Source organism: Novosphingobium rhizosphaerae, assembly GCF_050920675.1.
Lineage (GTDB): Bacteria > Pseudomonadota > Alphaproteobacteria > Sphingomonadales > Sphingomonadaceae > Novosphingobium > Novosphingobium rhizosphaerae.
This window is the reverse complement of the sequence record NZ_CP137861.1, coordinates 1,443,120-1,460,651: the sequence shown is the minus strand read 5'-3', so window position 1 is coordinate 1,460,651 and position 17,532 is coordinate 1,443,120. Positions and strand designations below refer to the sequence as shown.

The following is a 17,532-nucleotide window of genomic DNA, read 5'->3' as shown; positions in this document are numbered from 1 at the left end:
GTCATGCCTTCACAGGTTGAATTGAACGACGTCCGCAAGGGCTTTGGCGACAGGCAGATCATCAAGGGCATCGACCTGGCGATCCAGCCCAGCGAGTTCATCGTGCTTGTCGGCCCTTCCGGGTGCGGCAAATCGACCCTGCTGCGCATGATCGCGGGCCTGGAATCCGTCGATGCCGGTGAAATCCGGTTCGATGGCGCCGTGGTCAACGATCGCACCCCGGCAGAGCGCAACGTGGGCATGGTGTTCCAATCCTATGCCCTCTACCCGCACATGACCGTGGCGGAAAACGTCGGCTTTGCCCTGAAACTGGCGCGGATCGATCCCAGCGAACGCCGGCGTCGCGTGGATGCTGTGCTGGAATCCCTGCAGTTGAGCGCGCTGCGCGATGCCCGGCCCAGCCAGCTTTCGGGCGGGCAACGGCAGCGGGTTGCGATTGGCCGCTCGATCGTGCGCAATCCGGCGGTCTTCCTGTTCGACGAGCCATTGTCCAACCTCGACACCGCGCTGCGGGTGCAGATGCGCCTGGAAATCAGCCGCCTGCACAACCGGCTGCGCAACACGGTCGTCTATGTCACGCATGACCAGGTCGAGGCGATGACACTGGCCGACCGGATCGTGGTGCTGGAAGCGGGAACCGTGCAACAGATCGGCGCACCGCTGGAGCTTTACGAGCGGCCAGCGAACAAGTTCGTCGCGGGTTTTCTCGGCTCTCCCCAGATGGGTTTCCTGCCCGCGCAGGCCCTGGGCCTGAACGGCAATGCCCTGGCCGTGCGCATCGCCACATCCGGGCAGGTTCTCGCCTTCCCGCACCATGGCGCCCACGCCGGCGCGGTGACGATCGGCATCCGGCCGGAAGACTGCACGCTCTGCGCGCCCGAAGACGGCCATTTCGCCGGTGCGGTGCTGCAGGTCGAACGGCTGGGCAGCGACACGTTCGCGTTTGTCGAAAGCACGGGGACCGAACCGGTGGCCGTGCGCGTTGGCGCCGGCCACACGGTTGCCGCCGGACACGCGGTTGGCGTCACGTTCGACCCCGCACGCGCCCACCTGTTTGCCAGCGACGGCGTCACCCTGCCGCGCCTGGCCGCATAGTCATCACCGCTGCCCTCCGCATGGGCAAGGCCCAACGGGCATTTTGGAATGCATCATGACCACACCTGACGAAGCCACCCCCCACTATCGGCCAGACTTTCATTTCACGCCGCAGCGCAACTGGATCAACGATCCCAACGGCCTGGTCTATTTCGAGGGCGAATATCACCTGTTCTTCCAATACAATCCGCATGGCAAGGATTGGGGCCACATGAGTTGGGGCCATGCGATCAGTACAGACCTTGTCCAGTGGGAAGAATTGCCCGTCGCCATGCCAGAGCGGGAATTCATGATCTTTTCCGGATCGGTGGTGGTCGATTGGGCCAACACCAGTGGCTTTGGGATCGACGGGGCGCCGCCGCTGGTCGCGCTCTACACCGCGTTTCACCCCGCCACGGAGCGCCAGTCGCAACACGTGGCCTTTAGCCACGACCGCGGGCGGTCCTGGATCGAATATCCCGGCAATCCGGTGATCACCGCAGAGCAAGTGCATTTTCGCGATCCCAAGGTGTTCTGGCACGCCCCCAGCCAGGCCTGGGTGCTGGTGGTTGCCCTGGCGCGCGATCACAAGGTGCAGATCTACCGCTCCGCGAACCTCATCGACTGGCAGCTCGCATCGGAATTCGGACCGGCCGGCCACACCGGCGGCCAATGGGAATGCCCCGACCTGTTCGAAGCACCGATGGCGGGGCAGAGCGGCAGCGCCTGGGCGCTGAAGGTCGATGTCGACAAGGATATGGTCTGCGGTGCTTCCGGCGCGCAAGTCTTCATCGGCACATTCGATGGCCACAGGTTCACGTCGCTCGCGGGCAGTGCCGCACAGATCGTGGATATGGGGCCGGATTTCTATGCCGCCCAATGCTGGTCCGATCTTCCCGGCGATGCGCACGCCCCGCTATGGATCGGCTGGATGAGCAATCATCTCACCGGCAAGGACTACCCCACCCATCCCTGGCGCGGGGCAATGACCATCCCCCGCGAACTGCACGTCAAAGACATCGGCGGCACCATGGTCCTCGCCCAACGCCCGGCCCGCCAGGTGCGCGACCGCCTGCCCGAGTACGGGTTCGGTGGCGTCCTCGCTGATGGCCAGCGGCACAGGCTGGACCGCGAGGGGCAGCCGCTGCGCGGCCAGGTCCTGCTGCGGGCCGACAGGGCCTCGCAGGGCGCATGCACGTTTGCCATCGCCGGGCAAGATGACAGCGGGATCGCCATCACGCTGGACTTTGCCGCCAACCAGATCCGCCTGCGGCGTGGCCGTCACCCCGCCCTGCCGGTCGAGGCCTTCGCTGCGGAAACCGCCTGCGCCATGCCGGCGGGCGACACGATCGAGATGACCATCATCGTCGATGCCTCGTCGGTCGAACTGTTCGTCAACGATGGCGCCGTGGTGCTGACCGCCTGCCACTTCCCGCTCGGCGAAACCACGGTCGAACTGATCGCGCACCCCGGCGCGCGCATCGACTTTGCCTTGCCGGCCGAAGTGCCGACCGAAGCCTGACAGCGCCAAGAGCAACCGGCGCCCACCGCAGCCAAAGCGGTGGGCGCCTTTTTTTGCGCCCGCATCATCCAGCGGATCGGCGCGACACGCCACACGCATACAAAAAAGGAAGGGTCGACAAAGACCCTTCCTCGCTTGGCTGGCATGGCGGAACCGGCAGCGGCAGGCTGCTGGTCAGAACCGGTAGTTGAGCGTGAAGCGCCCGGTGCGGCCGAACAGCGGCCGCGCCACGCCGCGATTGCCCTGCCCGTTGGGGGCCTTGAGATCGAAGAACAACGGATCGCCCTCGGTGAACGAAAGCTGGTTGGTCAAGTTCGCCACGTGGAACTGGATCGAGAGCTTGTCGGTCAGATCGATCAACGCACCGGCATTGACGATATAGTACGACGGATAGATCGTGACATTGAGATCCTGCGAATTGGAATAGCGCGCCGAGCGATACTCGTATTGCCCATAGAGCTTGACCGGCAGCCCGGTCAGGGGCTTCATGTCCCAACGCGGCTGGATATTGAGCGTCGTGGTGGCCTGGCGTCCTTCGCGGCGGCCATCCTGGCTGACCGTGCCATACTGGTAGCTGTTCCCCACCTGGTTCACGATGGTGTAGCTGGACCCGTTGACCTTGGGATTTTGCAGCACGACGTTGGCCTTGATATCGAACCCCGGAATGAATGGCGGGCGCACCACCAGTTCGAGTTCGGTGCCATAGTTCGTGGTGCCATAGGAATAGGGCTGATAGACATTGGGGCATGACGTGATCGTCGCCGTCGTGGCCACGGTCCCGCCGCCGGTGCAGACCGGGGCATTGATATCCTGGTAGATGTTGATCAGCGTGCGCGGCGTGAACTTGTTGTAGAAACCGGTTGCCGAGAAATCGAAGATCCGGCTCTGGAATCGGACGCCGCCTTCATACTGGTCGATATGCTCCACCGGGTTGCCCATCGGCGCCGATTGCGCAAAGGCGACCCCATCGTTGAAGCTGGGCAGGCGAAACGATTGCGAGGCCAGCGCATAGACCGCCAGGTTGCGCATCAAACTGTAGTTGGCGCCAACCGACCAGCCATGGCCGTAATACCGCTCATCGAGATATTGCGGCGCGCCCAGGGTCTGCACTTGGGTATAGGCGCGGTTGCCCGTCTCGGCACCGCCGGGCAGGAAGCTGGTGCAGCATTGCCGGGTCTGGAAGCGGACGTTGAGCTTCTCGGTCTCCCAGCGGAAACCGGCGTCGATGCGCAGCCGCCCACCCAGCGTTTCCCAGTGATCCTGGATGAACAGCGCCGCGTTCTCCGCATCCCCACTTGCCGCGTTGCCGGCAAAACCGGGCAGATAGCTGCCATTAAGCGACAGCGCCGGGCCGACCTTGCTGCCGGCGGCGTTGACCATGTAGAGGTCGACCAGTTCGACCGGCGAAGCCAGTGTGGTGATCACCAGGCTCTGCTGGAAATTGTAATCGTCGCTGTTGGTGCTGTGATAGGCGCCCAGGGTCAGGTTATGCTTGCCCCACAGGCTGAACTCCTTCTGCACTTTCAGGTTTTGTGCCGCGCTAGAAAGCCGCGAGCGGACGATCCAGGGGATCTGGAAGCTCAGGTTGCTGCCCGCCGCAATGGGTTGGCCATTGCGGGCATAGAACGCGCCCAGCGAGCCGCCCGGCCCGGCGATATTCTGGTTTGCGCCATACTGCGCGCGCAATTGCTCGAAATTGCTGAAGCCGGCATTGATCAGCGGCGTGCGGTACTGCGCGTCGAAATCCGCCGGGCTCAGCGCGTTGAAATAGGTCGCTAGGATATTGCGGTTATAGAACGAGGCATTGTTGGGATGGCCTTCCGACGCCTGGAAATTGGCATCGAATGCGGGCTGGAGAACGTCCCCGATCCAGCGGTTGTTGAGGAACGAGGCCGCCGTGGCCGCATCGTTGCCCGCGAACATCGCATTGAAGCCCGACGTGCCCGAGGTGTAGTTCGCGTCGACATCGAAGCGCCAGCCGGAATCGAGCTCCTTGGAAAACTTGGCCGTGATCGTGGTGAAATCGGGATGGATGCCGTCGGCCAGGTCCGCCGTCGTGACGCGGCCACTGTCATCGATCTGCGTGATGTAGCGCGTGGCGGGCGAAAGCAGCGTGCCGTTCTGGAAATTGATGCCGATCGGCTTCACGGTGGACTGGTCGATCACGATCGGATTCTGCGCCGTCCCGGGCGAACTGAACCCCGGCACTTCGATCGGCAGGTTGTTGTAGACGGCCGTGCGATCGTTCAGGTGCGAGACGTAGAGGCCGAACGTCGTCTTCTCGTCGTCGCTCTTGTAAGTGATGTTGCCGCGAACCTGGCCGCCCTTGTCGGCGGTATAGCCGGTGTCGCGCAGGCCCCCGGACGTGCGGTAAAACCCGCCGACGGCAAAATGCAGGTTCTTGTTGATCGGGCCGGCCAGGTAGACGTCGTTGCGAATGAAATCGTAGGTCGCCAGCTCCAGCTTGTAGCCGCCTTCGAAGCGGTCACCACCGGTCTTGGTGACATAGTTGACGATGGCGCCCAGGCCGTTGGAATAGAGCACCCCGCCCGGCCCGCCTTTGACCACCTCGACCCGGTCGGTCATCAGGTCGGTGGAGAAGAACACGTCGTTGTTGGCAAACGGAACGTCGGAATCCTGGTAGACCGGCAGGCCGTCGATCAGCTGCGGCGCATAGCGATAGCCGCTGCTGGGCAGGCCGCGCACGGTCACGTTGTTGCTGCGCTCGCCCGCCGTGCTGCCTTCCGCAAAGAAACCAGGAATGTTGTTGAGCAGGTCCGCCGTGCTGATCGGCGCCAGCCGCTTGATATCGTCCTGACTGAGCGTGTCGATGGTGAACGTGGTATCGAGCTTGCGCGTCTTGCGCACCACGCCGGTCACCACGATTTCGGGGTTGGCGGCGCGCGCAGCCGCCGTGTCCCTGTCCTGCGCGGCATCCCCCGCGGGCGCGGCCTGCGCCTGTGCCGCCAAGGGCGCGCACAGCGCCGCAACGGACGCGGTCGCCACCAGCATGGTCATTGGCCGACTGGAACGCATGATCATCTCGTCTCCTCCCCCATTACCTGATCGTTATTGATCCGAGTCGATGGTGGAGCGGATAGAGCATCACATTGTCGACGTCGTCAATCTAAAAATGTCGACGTCGACAATGTGATGGCGACGCAGGGATTTGCCGCTAAGGTGCGGTTCGCAATGCGGGAGTGACAGTTTGCAGACGATCAAGGACGTGGCCGCGCTGGCTGGCGTGTCGGACAGGACGGTGTCGCGAGTCGTCAATGGCGAGCCCAACATCAGCAGCAAGACCCGCGCCCGGGTCGAGGACGCGATTGCCCGTCTCAATTACATCCCCAACCTGGCCGCGCGCATGGTCCGCACCAATCGGTCTGGGGTTATCGGGCTGATCACCGACGTGGTGTCGACCACGCCGAATTCCGTGGAAATCATCCGCGGCGTGCAGGAACGGGTCTCCCAGGCCAACCAGAGCCTGCTGATCGCCAACACCTCCGGCACGGCCGAGGAAGAAAAGCGCGTCTGGCGCACATTTCAGGAGCACCGCATCGACGGCGTGCTGTTTGCCACGATGTATCACCACGAAATCGATTTCGACCCCAGCGTGCACAACATTCCCGCCGTTCTGGTCAACTGCTTTGCTGCGGGCGCCAACGTTCCTGCCGTGGTGCCGGACGACCGCGACGGTGGCTATGCCGCCGCGCGCCATGCGCTTGACAAGGGCCACACCCGCATCGCTTTCGTCACACTCAACCCCCTGATCCTGGCATCGAGCCTGCGACGCGAAGGGTTCGCGCGCGCCATGGCCGAAGCCGGTGTGCCGATCCGCGAGGAATGGATCGTGCCGGGCATATCCGGCGCCATCGGCAGCGAAACGATGCAGGCCTATGCCGCGGCGCGCCAGCTGCTGGACGCGCCGGCTGCCTCGCGTCCCACCATCATGCTCGCCGGTAATGACGAAATCGCCATGCAATGCATGTTTGCCGCAGCCAGCTTGGGCCTCCGGATCCCCAACGACATCGCCATTGTCGGTTTCGACGATTTCCGCATGATCTCGGAACAGGTGGTTCCGCCGCTCACCACGGTGGCGCTGCCCTATTACCAGATCGGCGTGCGCGCCGCAGACCGGCTGTTCGCGCTGCTGGCCGGGGCGGACGAACAGCCGACGGTGGAGCGGCTGCCCTGCCCGCTGGTTCAGCGCGCTTCGACCTAATTCAGCACGACCGGCGCCGGGCGAAGCCGCCAGGCCTTTACGCTGGCGGCGGTTTCCGCGCTCGAGATCATGCCGAACCCGGTGCTGTCCGCCTGGGTGGGGTAGATACGGAAAGACAGCGCCGCCGCATCGTTGATGAACACATCGACCACGGAATGGTCGACATAGAGATGAAAATCCTGCGGCTTGCCGAACGCCGCCTCGTCAAAGGCGCCACGCAGCACTTGCGGCCCTTCCCCCGTGGCGGCCAACGTGGAGCGGCTCTTGTCGAGGACGAGTTCGTGCCTTTCGGCATCGTAATAGAGGCGCGTGATTTCCCGCCCGTCGGCCGAGGCGGCCAGGATCACGCCGTACTGGCCGGCGGCCGGTGGCGTGGCAAACCGCACGTCGAGTTCCACGGCATGCCCCAGATCGCCCAGGCGCCGCTCCCCCACCCCGGCTGCGCTGGCAACGAGCGCACCGTCCGGCTCGCGCAGGCTCGCCAGGGCGGGCAATGGCGACTGGCCCAACGACCTGCCATCGGGAAGTAGGCGCCAAGCGCGCGGCAAGCCGAACGTATGCGCCCAGCCGGCCTGGCGCTGCGCCTCGGGCGTACGCCGCTCGTCGACAATGCCGATACCCACCAGGGTGCCATCGGCGGTTCGCGAAACGGTCGGGCTGAGATGGCCCGGCACCACGTCCAGCATCTTGGGCTCGACGTTATCTGGCATGAACTGCGTGCCGTCCCAGCGCCCGATCCAATAGACCGCGCGCGTGGCCGGCTCGCCATATTTGCTGACCTTGCCGCCGATCGGGTTGGCCACCAGGATATAGCGGTCTGCCGCGATCTTCTCGAAGACCGGCATTTCCCAGATCTGCGAGCCGACGTCCATGGCGGCAAAGGGCGCCAACGGCGGCTGCCGTTTCCAGCATCGCCGGCTGGCCAGGTTGTCGCACCGGTAGTAGGCCAGCCCGCCTGACCCGCCCAGCGCCGCCCCCACGATCATCCGCGCCTCGCCGTTTTCGAACCACACGAATGGATCGCGCATGTCCTGCACGCCAGTGCGGTCGATCAACGGCCCCACTTTGGTCCAGCGCAACAGCCCCGGATCGTCGCTGATGGCCAGCGAAACGCCAGGGTTGAAGAAGGCCGCGCTGTGGTTGACGCTGGTGTAGAACGCATAGGCGAATCCGGCCGGGCCGATGACCACGTCGCCCGACCAGATGCCCTTCATGTCGAACCCGAAATCGTCGGTCTGCAGTTCCGGGCGCAGGGCCAATGGCAGATCAGTCCAGTGCACGAGGTCGTCGCTGCGCATATGGCCCCAGGTCATCAGGGTCTTGTAGGGCCCGTTGGGCGTGCGCTGATAAAACATGTGCCAGGTCGCACCACGCCGGACCAGCCCATGCGGCTCGTTGGTCCAGTTGGCCGGCGGCAGGGCGTGATAGGTGGGACGCTGCAAGTCCCCGGCAAAGCGGGAGGCAGGGACGATCAGCGATCGCACGGCCGGAGGCGGCGTGACAGTCGCGGCCGCCGCCGCCACGGCCACTGGCGGCAAGCGCCCGGCATCGACCCGCACCTCGTCATAGGCAGCGTTGAGGCCATTGATGTTGAACAGGCCAAGCGGTGCCTGTTGCCAACTGTGGGCAATCTGGAACGGTACCGCGGCAGCGCGAAACGTCGTCGGCCGGTGCTTCTGGCAGGCTACCGGCTGCCCGGACAGATAGAGGCATGCCTCCCCACTAGGCGGATCGAACGTCAGTGCAAGGTGGACCCATGCGTTGAGCGGAAACGGCCCCTTGGCCCGGAGGCGTATCGCACCAGCGTCGGTCGAGATGCGCGCGCCCCAACGGCCAAAAGCATCGATGAAGATGTCAAAGCCTCTGTCCCGCGTGGCTTGTTGCGCTATCGATGCCGGAACGAGCTGGTCTACTGGCGCCTCGTAGCCCGAGGGATAACTTTCCAGCGCAATCCACGTACTGACGGTAAAGCCTCGCACGGGCTCCAGCGCCAGAGCACCCGACGCCCAGCTCGAGAAGCCGTCGCTGCGCCAGGCCTGTCCGACAACGCCAGGAACGAAATCCGGTTGGGGAAACTGGGTATGATACGCCGGACCGCCAGAGTCAGACGCTTCGAACGACCATGCGACCAGGGGCTTGTCAGCGATCGCCTTCGGCGCATCGGCGCAGGCAGGCCTCGTCCAGCAGGAAAGTGCGAGCACACCCAACCGAACGGCGCGATGCATGGAGGAATTCAGGGGCACGGTCTCTCCAGTCGTTCTTGGCACGGGCTGTGCCCTTGCTTCCCGCGAAATGTGACCGAGCCCGGCAAGAGCGTCAATTGGAAAATGTCGACGTCGACAAAATGCGGGGTAGCGATGCTGCTGGACGATAATCGGGCGCTCAGGCCGGCCCCGGCGCCAGCATTGCAGTAAACTGCGCCTCGGCCACCGCAAATCCACCGACCCGCGCCACTCCGCCGAACCTGGCCATGCTTGCACGGCGCTGGCGCAACACGACATCCAGCGCCAGTAGTCCGCCCGGCGCCACTGGCCTGGCAAAAGTCGTCCGGTCAATCGCCGTGAAATAGACCAGGCTGGCTCCATTGCCCATCTCAGGAAAAATCGTGTCCTAAAACTGGCGATTTCGCTAACGAGGCAGGCCGATCCAAAAGTGGTAGCAGAAATCCAACGAGAGGCAATTGAACAAGCGTAATCAGTTTTTAGTGAAAGCGCTGTTTCATGTAGTCCACCAATTAGAACCCAGGAATCGTTGGCTGCGATTGGACTGCCATGGACTCGGATAGGTAGCGATTCGTTGCCCAGGACCGCCGCAATGTCGATGACACCTAATTATGGCGGCACGCCGCTTGGCTTTTATCCGGTCTTCCGAGGGGGCGCTGAGCCGTCTCTACTGCCCTGCTGGCCAGCCCACATGGTGCTCCAAACGACGAGGTGTGGGACGAAGCTGCCGTTCGCGGCTTACCACTTGAAAGACCGCTTTTGGCAACAGCAGACACAATGCATTTTCGCGCTAACGCCGAGTAGCTACATCTTGTCACCGTCGCACCTCGCGGGCGGGATTGCCGACGACGGTGGTTGCCGCCGCTACGTCGCGGGTGACGACGCTGCCGGCACCGATGATCGCTTCGTCGCCGATCGTGACACCAGGCAGGACTAGCGCAACGCCGCATATCCAAACATTGCGTCCGATCGTGACCGGCCGTCCGAATTCGAGCATCCGCGCGCGCGTCTCGAGACCACGAGGATGGTCTACGGTGAGAATCTGGACACCGGGGCCGATCTGGGTGCCCGCGCCGATCCGCACGGCAACGACGTCTAGAAGGATGCACCGGAAGTTGAGAAACACGCCGTCCTCAAGCTGGATGTTGTCCCCATAGTCGCAGTGGAATGGCGCGCGCACGACGACATTGGCGCCGACCGATCCGAGCCAATTCCGCCAGAAGGGCGTGACGATCCTCCGCACTGGCCGAGGCGGCGTTGTAGCGCGCCGCACAAGCAGCCGCGCGAGCGGCGTCCGCAACGAGCTCGGGATCGTCGGCGCGGTAGAGCTCGCCGGCGAGCATGCGCTGTTTCTCGGTCATCGCCATCAGCTCAGGTCGTGGAGGCCCTTGCCCAGCGGCGCAGTTATCCGCAGATCGGAGAAGCGGATCGCCAGGCCGCTGCGCTCCGGCGTGCAGGCCATTGGCCCCACCTGATAGGCCGCAACCACGGGGAATGGTGCGAGCCGGACGAGCGGCCAGGCCTTGCCGTCGGCGGAAACCTGCAGCCGCAGCACGCCATTGGCCACGGTGGCGCGCATCCAGAAATCGCGAGGATCGGCCTCGTAGGGACCGGTGGACCAATCCGACTTCCCGTCGGTGAGGACGCTGCTCAGCATCGCGCGCCCGTCAGACAGCTCGATCCCGGCCTTGACCCAGCGGCGCTCGTCGATGCGGACCATGATTCCGGCCTGGTCGTAGAGCTTTTCATACTGGCCACGGATGCGCAGTTGGGCAGTGAAGGCATCCCCCGTCGGAAAGCCGAGGAAATGCCCACTGTCGCGCGTAAATCCATAATGGGTCTCACGCCAGAAATCCGTGCCCTTGTCGGTGACGAGCCCGAGGTCGCCGGCCGGATCGGTCGACCAGCGCTTGGGTTCGTTCAGCCACCGGCCGTCGCGGCGGCCGAGCACCGACGCCTCCGACGCCTGCCCCAGCGCGCCGCTGCCGGAAGCCGTTACCGCAAGCGCTGCGGCGCCGCCGAGAATGGTACGTCGGGTCATCGAGTCGTCGAGCATCGCATGCGCCTTTCGGAAATCCTGCCGAACATGTACAAATGTACACAACCGAACGCCAGAGAGAATTGATGATGGACAGCAAGGGCAAGCGGAACGATCCCACGCGGCGGCAGCGGATCCTCGACGCTGCGCTTGTCGTGATCGCCGAGGTCGGCGTCGCGGCGACGACCCACCGCCGGATCGCTATCGCGGCGGCCGTTCCGCTGGGATCGGTCACCTATTATTTCACGTCGCTCGAAGCCCTGCTGACCGAGGCGTTCCTGCAACTGGCGCAGACTTCCTCGGCCGCGTTCCGCGCGCGGCTGGAGAAGGCGACGGATCGGGCCAGCGCGCGCGAGGCGGTGATCGACATCATCGCAGAGTCGATATGGGCCGAACCGCGCACCCTGCTGCTCAGCTACGAACTCTATGCCTTCGCCGCGCGGCATCCGCCGGTCAGCGCGGTGATGCAGCAATGGATGGACAGCAGCCGGGCAGCGCTGGGACGGTTCTTCGATCCGCTGACGGCGCGGGCGCTGGACGCACTGGTAGAAGGGATCGGTATCCATAACTCGATCGACCAGGCACCGCTGGACCGCGCCGCGATCCGTGCGATCGTCGAGCGCGTCGCCGGCGGATGACCTCCGTCCGCGGCCTCACGCCAGGGCGTCGCGGCGGACAGCCTGCGGCGTCGTTCCCGTCCAGGTCCGGAAGGCACGCACGAACGAATTGGCGTCCTCGAAGCCGAGCAACAGCGCGATCTCCGCGCTCGTCATCGCCGTCTTGCGCAGATAATGGTCTGCCAGCGCCGCGCGCACCGCGTCCAGGGTGAGCTGGAACGAGGTTCCTTCTTCCTGCAGCCGGCGTTGCAGCGTGCGCGTGCCGACGCCCAGTCGCTTCGCCACCGAGTGCATCGCCACGTCCCCCGCCGGCAGCGCCTCGATCAACGCGCTGCGGACCCGCTCCACCATGTTCGCCGTGCGATCGAGATCGGACAGGCGCTGGCGCAGCGACGGCTCGAAAAACTCCCAGATCTTGTGGTTCTCGGTCAGGAAGGGGCGATCGATATCTTCGGTGGCGAGCACCAGCTGCGCCTGCGCCGCCTGCCCCACGGCTACGCCGAAGAACTGCTGGTAGAGCGCAGCGTCCGATGCAGACATCCCGGTCGCTTCCGGCCAATGCACGGCGAGCGGCAGGATCGGCGTGCGCGTCGCGAGCCGGCCGAGCGCAACGAAGAATACCAGCTTGAAGGCGAGGAAAACGCCGGGGGGCACCATGGTCTGGTCGAGGAAATCGATCGTCACGGTGGTGCGGCCCCCCCCACAGTCGAGCCGGATCGTCATCGGCGCGATAAGGCGGACATATTTGCCCAGCCGCTCCAGTGCCGCGCCGAGATTGGCGCTGCACAGCGTGACGAACAGCTCGGGATCGAACCAGTCACTGGTCATCACCTGGGCGATCCGCAGCGGGGCCGGCAGATCGGCGTCCAGCGATCGGGCTTCCGCCTCGATCGCCATCCACAAGTCGAAAAAGGCCTGGGGGCTGATCTTTACATGATCGCGCGCGAACAGGTCTCCGGGCAGGCCCGCGCGGCGCAGTACCGGCGCCGTCTCCAGTCCGGCATCCTGCATCAACAACCGCCAGCCCGGCCAGATCGCATAGTCGAGCATCGAATTAGACCTGCGCACGACGGATTTTTGAGAAACAGCCATGGTGCTAGTCTATGATGCGGAACATGCCACTTCAATGACGGATCACGCCAAAGTGCGCGCGGGTCGCAATGGCGCGATCGGCATGAAGATTGACGGGATCTGCTAAAGCACTGACGCGGTCCGTGTCGCATATCCGAAGCCCCAAACTTCAGGAGATTGCCATGCGAGCCTCTATCCGCGCCGCCCTGCTGCTTTCCGCAACCCTTTTGAGCACCGCCCCGTCGGCAAAAGCGTCCGCACCGCCCCCGCAATCGGCAGCCGCCGCCACGCCGGCCGCGAAGACGATCATTGTCGTGAAGACCGTCTCGCCCGAGGTCCGCGAGATATCCTATGCCAATCCACCGCTGAACTTCATCGTCCCGGAGACCCTGGTGGCGCTCAACGAGGCGGTGCTGGATCTTTCGAAAGATGACCGCGTGAAGGTCGTGCTGTTCACCAGTGCGGTCGACGGGTTCTTCTATAACCATTTTGACATGGGCCAGTTTCCCGGCTTCGTCCGGCAGGTGAGCGCGACGGGCATGCCATTGTGGGTGGAGCTGATTTCGACCATTGAAAAGGCCCCGTTCCTTACCATCGCTTCGATCCGGGGCCGCACCCAGGGCGGCGGCGACGAGCTGATGCTCGCGTTTGACCTGCGCTATGCCAGCAAGGAGAAGGCGGTGTTCAACCAGCCCGAAGTCGGGATCGGCCTGTTTCCCGGCGGCGGCGGTTCCGATCATCTCGTGCGGCTGGCCGGGCGCGACCGCGCGCTGGAGGCCTTCCTCAGCGCGGACGACTATGATGCGAGCACCGCGGAGCGCTTCGGCTGGGTTACTCGCACGCTTCCCGATGCCGAGCTGGACGGGTTCGTGACCAAACTGGCGATGCGGCTGGCGACGTTCGACAAGACGGCCCTGATCGAGACGAAGAAGCACATCAACGCCATCGCGCTTCCCACCGAGGCGGAACGGCTCGAATCGTACCAGCAGTTCACCAAGTCGCTGGGCTGGCCCGGTCTGCAGCAGCGTATGGGCGTGTTCGGCAAGGTCATCCAGGATGCCGGCCCGATGAACGTCGAGACCCGCATGGGATATTATATCGGCGAGGGCAATAGGCAGCTCCAGGAGAGCGGCCGGAAGTAAGGTAAACCGGGCGGTTTCCGCGCGAACGGAAGCCGCCCCGGCGCACTGCGAACGTATTCGCTAGATTGGCGCCTTCCGCATCCACGTTGGCGCGATCGGCTAGTGCAGAGACCGACCTTCGGGCGCACATACGGGGCATCCCATCGATCGGCGCGGGTCGCGCCAGGAGCTAGACCAATGCAGAAGAAGACCATCCTGATTACCGGCGCGTCCTCGGGCTTCGGCCTGATGCTCGCCAATACGCTGCATCACCAGGGCCACACCGTGATCGGCACCAGCCGCGAGCCCGAACGCTATGCCGGCCGTTTCCCCTTCAAGCTGTTGCGCCTGGACATTGGTGAAGACGCTTCCATCGACGCGTTCGCGACCGAGCTGTTCGCCACCGTGACCAAGCTGGACGTACTGGTGAACAATGCCGGCTATATGCTGACCGGCCTCGCGGAAGAAACCCCGCTCGAGGCAGCCCGTCAGCAGTTCGAGACCAATTTCTGGGGCACGGTGAAGGTCACCAACGCAGTGCTGCCGTATCTGCGCAGGCAGCGATCGGGCAAGATCATCACGGTCAGTTCGATCGTCGCGCTGATCGGGCCGCCGAACCTCTCCTTCTACACCGCGTCGAAGCATGCGGTAGAGGGCTATTTCAAGTCGCTGCGCTTCGAGCTGCACGATTTCAACATCAAGGTCAGCATGGTCGAGCCGGTGTGGTTCAAGACCAACCTCGGCGCCAATGCAGTGAAGCCCGTCGCCGGCGACATCGGCGAGTACGACCTGTATCGTCGCAAGGCGGCCATCGCGACCCAGAAGGGCATCGATGCCGCCGAGCAGCCGGATGCGGTGATCAAGACGATCGGCAAGCTGATCGACGCCAAGGATCCGAAGTTCAGCAATCCCGTGGGCAAAATGGTCGGCATGTTCCTCTTCCTGCAGAGCTACGCGCCGAAGATGTTCGAGAGCTCGATCCTAAAAAGCGTCGCCACCGCCGCCTGACCCCTTTCAGGAGCATTCCGATGAAAGCCTATCTGACCAAGTGGATCCCGCCACGCGCGGACTTCCTCCCCACCATCACCGAGGCGGAACAGGCGCTGTTCCAGCAGCATGGCGACTGGCAGTCCGCGCTGCGCGAGACCGGCCAGATCGTCGCCCACGGCCCCGTCGCCGATCCCGCCGGCCCCTATGGCGTCGCCATTTGGGAAATCGCGGACGATGCCGACATCGCGGCGCTCACCGCCGAAGATCCGATCGTGAAGGCCGGAGTCGGTCACTACGAGCATTTCCCGATGCTGCAGATGCGCTCGCGCGGCTAACGGCTCGACAGGCTCCGCCCGCACTGCGGTTCAACCCTCTCGGAAGCGGCACAGCGCTTCCGGGACAAGCGGGCCTGCGCCCGCCCGATTCCCCATTCGACCAGAAGGTGCTTCCCCATGACGATTGCTCTCATCACCGGCGCTTCCAGCGGCATCGGTACGATCTATGCCCGCCGGCTTGCCGCACGCGGCCACGGCCTGGTCCTCGTCGCGCGCGCAGCTGATCGCCTCCATGCGCTCGCAGACGAGCTGCGCGCGGCGCATAACGTGCCCGTCGACGTCCTCGTCGCCGACCTCACCGATGCGGCGCAGCTGGAGCGCGTGGCCGACCGCCTGCGCGCCGACCCGCCGATCGACATTCTCGTCAACAATGCCGGGGCCGGCCTTGCCGGCGGCATGGCGCATGCCGATCCGGCCGCGCTCGAATCGCTGCTGCGGCTCAACGCGCTGGCACCGACCCTCCTCACCGCCGCAGTGCTCGGCGGCATGCTGGCGCGCGGCAGCGGTTCGATCGTCAACATCGCCTCGGCACTGGCGCTCCTCCCCGAATATTCGCACGGGATCTACGCCGCGACCAAATCCTATGTGATGACGATGTCCCAGAGCCTCAACGCCGAGGTCGGCGACAAGGGCATCTATGTCCAGGCGGTGCTGCCGGCCGCGACGCGCACCGAAATCTACGACCGGATGGGCGGCGACATCAGCAAGGTGCCCGACGTGATGGATGTCGAGGATCTCGTCGACGCCGCGCTGATCGGCTTCGATCGCCGCGAGCTCGTCACCATCCCGCCGGTGCCCGATGCAGCCAGCTGGACAGCGTTCGAGCATGCCCGGATGAACCTGGCGCAAGGCTTCAGCAACGCCGAGCCCGCCGAGCGCTACCGTCGCTGAACCGGCGCTGCTTCCCCCTTTGCGTTCCCCAGTCGAAAGGTAAGCACATGGCGTATCGTACCCTCAATCCGTTCACCGAGCAGACAATACGGACCTTCGCCGAACATTCGGACGCCGACGTCGAAACGGCCCTGGCAACGGCACACGCGCTGTTCCAGTCTCCGTGGAGCCGAGAAGAGCGCGGGCGACGCCTTGCGGTGCTCGGGCGCCTGGCCGATCTCCTCTCGGCCAATCGCGACCTGCTCGCACAGACCATGGCCGAGGAAATGGGCAAGCCCCTTGCCCAGGGGCAGATGGAAGCCGATCTGTGCGCCGGCATTGCCCGCTATTATGCCGACCATGCCGAGATGATTCTCGCGCCCCAACCCGTCGCCAGCGACGTCGGCGAAGGCTGGGTGGAGTTTCATCCGGTCGGCGTGCTGGTCGCAGTCGAGCCTTGGAACTTCCCCATCTACCAGCTGGTGCGCGTCGTCGCCCCGGCGATCGCGGTGGGCAATCCGGTGCTTTACAAGCATGCCAGCATCGTGCCCCAGTGTGCCGCGCTGTTCGAGGATCTCGTCCGCCAGGCGGGCGCGCCGGAAGGTGCCGTGACCAACCTCTACATCTCCGCGGCGAAGGTCGCGAAGCTGATCGGCGACGACCGCGTCCAAGGCGTAGCCCTTACGGGCTCGGAAGGCGCCGGCAGCAAGGTCGCGGCGCGTGCTGGTGAAATGTTGAAGAAGTCGACGATGGAGCTCGGCGGCAGCGACGTGTTCGTCGTGCTCGACGATGCCGATTTGGCGGCGGCGGTACAGGGCGGGATATTCGGACGCCTGGGCAATGCCGGGCAGATCTGCACCGGGGCCAAGCGCTTCATCGTGCTGCGCGGGATTGCCGATGCCTTCACGGAAGCGTTCGTCGGCGCGATGGCCGGTGCGCCGATGGGCGATCCGCTGGATCCGCAAACGCTGCTCGGGCCGCTTGCCTCCCGGGAAGGTCTGGAAGGTCTTGCCGCGCAGGTCGAGCAAGCAGTGCGCCACGGCGCCAAGGTGCTGGTCGGTGGGAAACGCCCCGATCGTCCGGGCTTCTTCTACGAACCGACCGTGCTGACCGACGTTTCCCCCGACAATCCTGCCTTCTACCAGGAATTCTTTGGCCCGGTCGCGCAGTTGTTCGTGGTGGACGATGACGAGGCTGTGGTGGCGCTGGCCAACGATTCCAACTTCGGCCTCGGCGGCACGATCTATTCGCAGGACATCGCCCGTGCCCGCTCGCTCGCCTCGCGGATCGAGACGGGCATGGTGTTCATCAACACGCCGACGACCTCGCGCCCCGAACTGCCCTTCGGCGGGATCAAGCGCTCCGGCTTCGGACGCGAACTCGGCACGGCCGGGATCATGGAGTTCGTGAACCGCAAGCTGGTCGTCGTGGCCAAGGCCTGAATGGAGCG

General features: G+C 64.6%; 15 protein-coding genes and 1 pseudogene. 9 read left to right on the top strand and 7 right to left on the bottom strand.

Features of this window, described 5'->3' with window-relative positions; translation table 11 throughout:
- Nucleotides 1-3 precede the first annotated feature (3 nt).
- Together R9J51_RS06725 and R9J51_RS06720 are read left to right on the top strand one after the other, a co-directional pair.
- Complete coding sequence (locus tag R9J51_RS06725; protein ID WP_179506199.1) at nt 4-1,095, top strand: ABC transporter ATP-binding protein; 1,092 nt, start codon at nt 4-6, stop codon at nt 1,093-1,095.
- A 55-nt stretch (nt 1,096-1,150) separates the two neighbouring features.
- Nucleotides 1,151-2,596, top strand: a complete 1,446-nt coding sequence (locus tag R9J51_RS06720; protein WP_179506198.1) for a glycoside hydrolase family 32 protein — start codon at nt 1,151-1,153, stop codon at nt 2,594-2,596.
- A 174-nt stretch (nt 2,597-2,770) separates the two neighbouring features.
- Here the strand turns inward: R9J51_RS06720 and R9J51_RS06715 are convergent, their stop codons facing one another.
- Nucleotides 2,771-5,638: a TonB-dependent receptor domain-containing protein gene (locus R9J51_RS06715; RefSeq protein WP_179506197.1), complete on the bottom strand. Its 2,868-nt coding sequence runs from the start codon at nt 5,636-5,638 to the stop codon at nt 2,771-2,773.
- 166 nt (nt 5,639-5,804) lie between these two features.
- On the opposite strand from R9J51_RS06715, the gene R9J51_RS06710 reads away from it, so the two are divergent.
- Entirely contained in the window at nt 5,805-6,818 is a 1,014-nt protein-coding gene (locus tag R9J51_RS06710) for a LacI family DNA-binding transcriptional regulator (protein WP_179506196.1), read from the top strand.
- Here R9J51_RS06710 and R9J51_RS06705 read toward each other — a convergent pair.
- The 5 genes and pseudogenes from R9J51_RS06705 to R9J51_RS06685 all read right to left on the bottom strand — a co-directional run bounded on the left by R9J51_RS06705 (nt 6,815) and on the right by R9J51_RS06685 (nt 11,096).
- The gene (locus R9J51_RS06705; protein ID WP_179506195.1) at nt 6,815-9,043 is read right to left on the bottom strand and encodes a GH32 C-terminal domain-containing protein; all 2,229 of its coding nucleotides are present in this window, start codon (nt 9,041-9,043) and stop codon (nt 6,815-6,817) included. The two genes, R9J51_RS06710 and R9J51_RS06705, sit on opposite strands and share 4 nt — an antisense overlap.
- Nucleotides 9,044-9,200: 157 nt before the next feature.
- On the bottom strand, nt 9,201-9,410 hold the full coding sequence (locus tag R9J51_RS06700) for a hypothetical protein (protein ID WP_179506194.1): 210 nt from the start codon (nt 9,408-9,410) through the stop codon (nt 9,201-9,203).
- A 465-nt stretch (nt 9,411-9,875) separates the two neighbouring features.
- Nucleotides 9,876-9,977: pseudogene (locus R9J51_RS06695) on the bottom strand (sugar O-acetyltransferase); the annotation flags it as partial.
- Between the two features lie 196 nt (nt 9,978-10,173).
- Complete coding sequence (locus R9J51_RS06690) at nt 10,174-10,383, bottom strand: maltose acetyltransferase domain-containing protein (RefSeq protein ID WP_432787983.1); 210 nt, start codon at nt 10,381-10,383, stop codon at nt 10,174-10,176.
- Nucleotides 10,384-10,406: 23 nt separating this feature from the next.
- Nucleotides 10,407-11,096, bottom strand: a complete 690-nt coding sequence (locus R9J51_RS06685) for a DUF1349 domain-containing protein (RefSeq protein WP_179506192.1) — start codon at nt 11,094-11,096, stop codon at nt 10,407-10,409.
- A gap of 68 nt (nt 11,097-11,164) precedes the next feature.
- Between R9J51_RS06685 and R9J51_RS06680 the strand changes: the two genes are divergently transcribed.
- Nucleotides 11,165-11,716 carry a TetR family transcriptional regulator gene (locus tag R9J51_RS06680; protein WP_218847425.1) on the top strand — a complete coding sequence of 184 codons (552 nt, stop codon included), beginning with the start codon at nt 11,165-11,167 and terminating at the stop codon, nt 11,714-11,716.
- 15 nt (nt 11,717-11,731) lie between these two features.
- On the opposite strand, the gene R9J51_RS06675 is transcribed toward R9J51_RS06680, so the two are convergent.
- Nucleotides 11,732-12,787, bottom strand: a complete 1,056-nt coding sequence (locus tag R9J51_RS06675) for a helix-turn-helix domain-containing protein (protein ID WP_218843549.1) — start codon at nt 12,785-12,787, stop codon at nt 11,732-11,734.
- A gap of 161 nt (nt 12,788-12,948) precedes the next feature.
- On the opposite strand from R9J51_RS06675, the gene R9J51_RS06670 reads away from it, so the two are divergent.
- The 5 genes from R9J51_RS06670 (at nt 12,949) to R9J51_RS06650 (ending at nt 17,524) form a co-directional block, all read left to right on the top strand.
- Complete coding sequence (locus tag R9J51_RS06670) at nt 12,949-13,908, top strand: enoyl-CoA hydratase/isomerase family protein (RefSeq protein WP_179506191.1); 960 nt, start codon at nt 12,949-12,951, stop codon at nt 13,906-13,908.
- 177 nt (nt 13,909-14,085) lie between these two features.
- A complete protein-coding gene (locus R9J51_RS06665; RefSeq protein ID WP_179506190.1) occupies nt 14,086-14,895 on the top strand; it encodes an SDR family NAD(P)-dependent oxidoreductase in 810 nt (269 codons plus the stop codon).
- A 20-nt stretch (nt 14,896-14,915) separates the two neighbouring features.
- Nucleotides 14,916-15,212, top strand: a complete 297-nt coding sequence (locus tag R9J51_RS06660; RefSeq protein WP_179506189.1) for a YciI family protein — start codon at nt 14,916-14,918, stop codon at nt 15,210-15,212.
- 117 nt (nt 15,213-15,329) lie between these two features.
- Complete coding sequence (locus R9J51_RS06655) at nt 15,330-16,103, top strand: SDR family NAD(P)-dependent oxidoreductase (protein WP_179506188.1); 774 nt, start codon at nt 15,330-15,332, stop codon at nt 16,101-16,103.
- Nucleotides 16,104-16,150: 47 nt separating this feature from the next.
- Complete coding sequence (locus R9J51_RS06650; protein ID WP_179506187.1) at nt 16,151-17,524, top strand: NAD-dependent succinate-semialdehyde dehydrogenase; 1,374 nt, start codon at nt 16,151-16,153, stop codon at nt 17,522-17,524.
- The last annotated feature ends 8 nt before the right edge of the window (nt 17,525-17,532 follow it).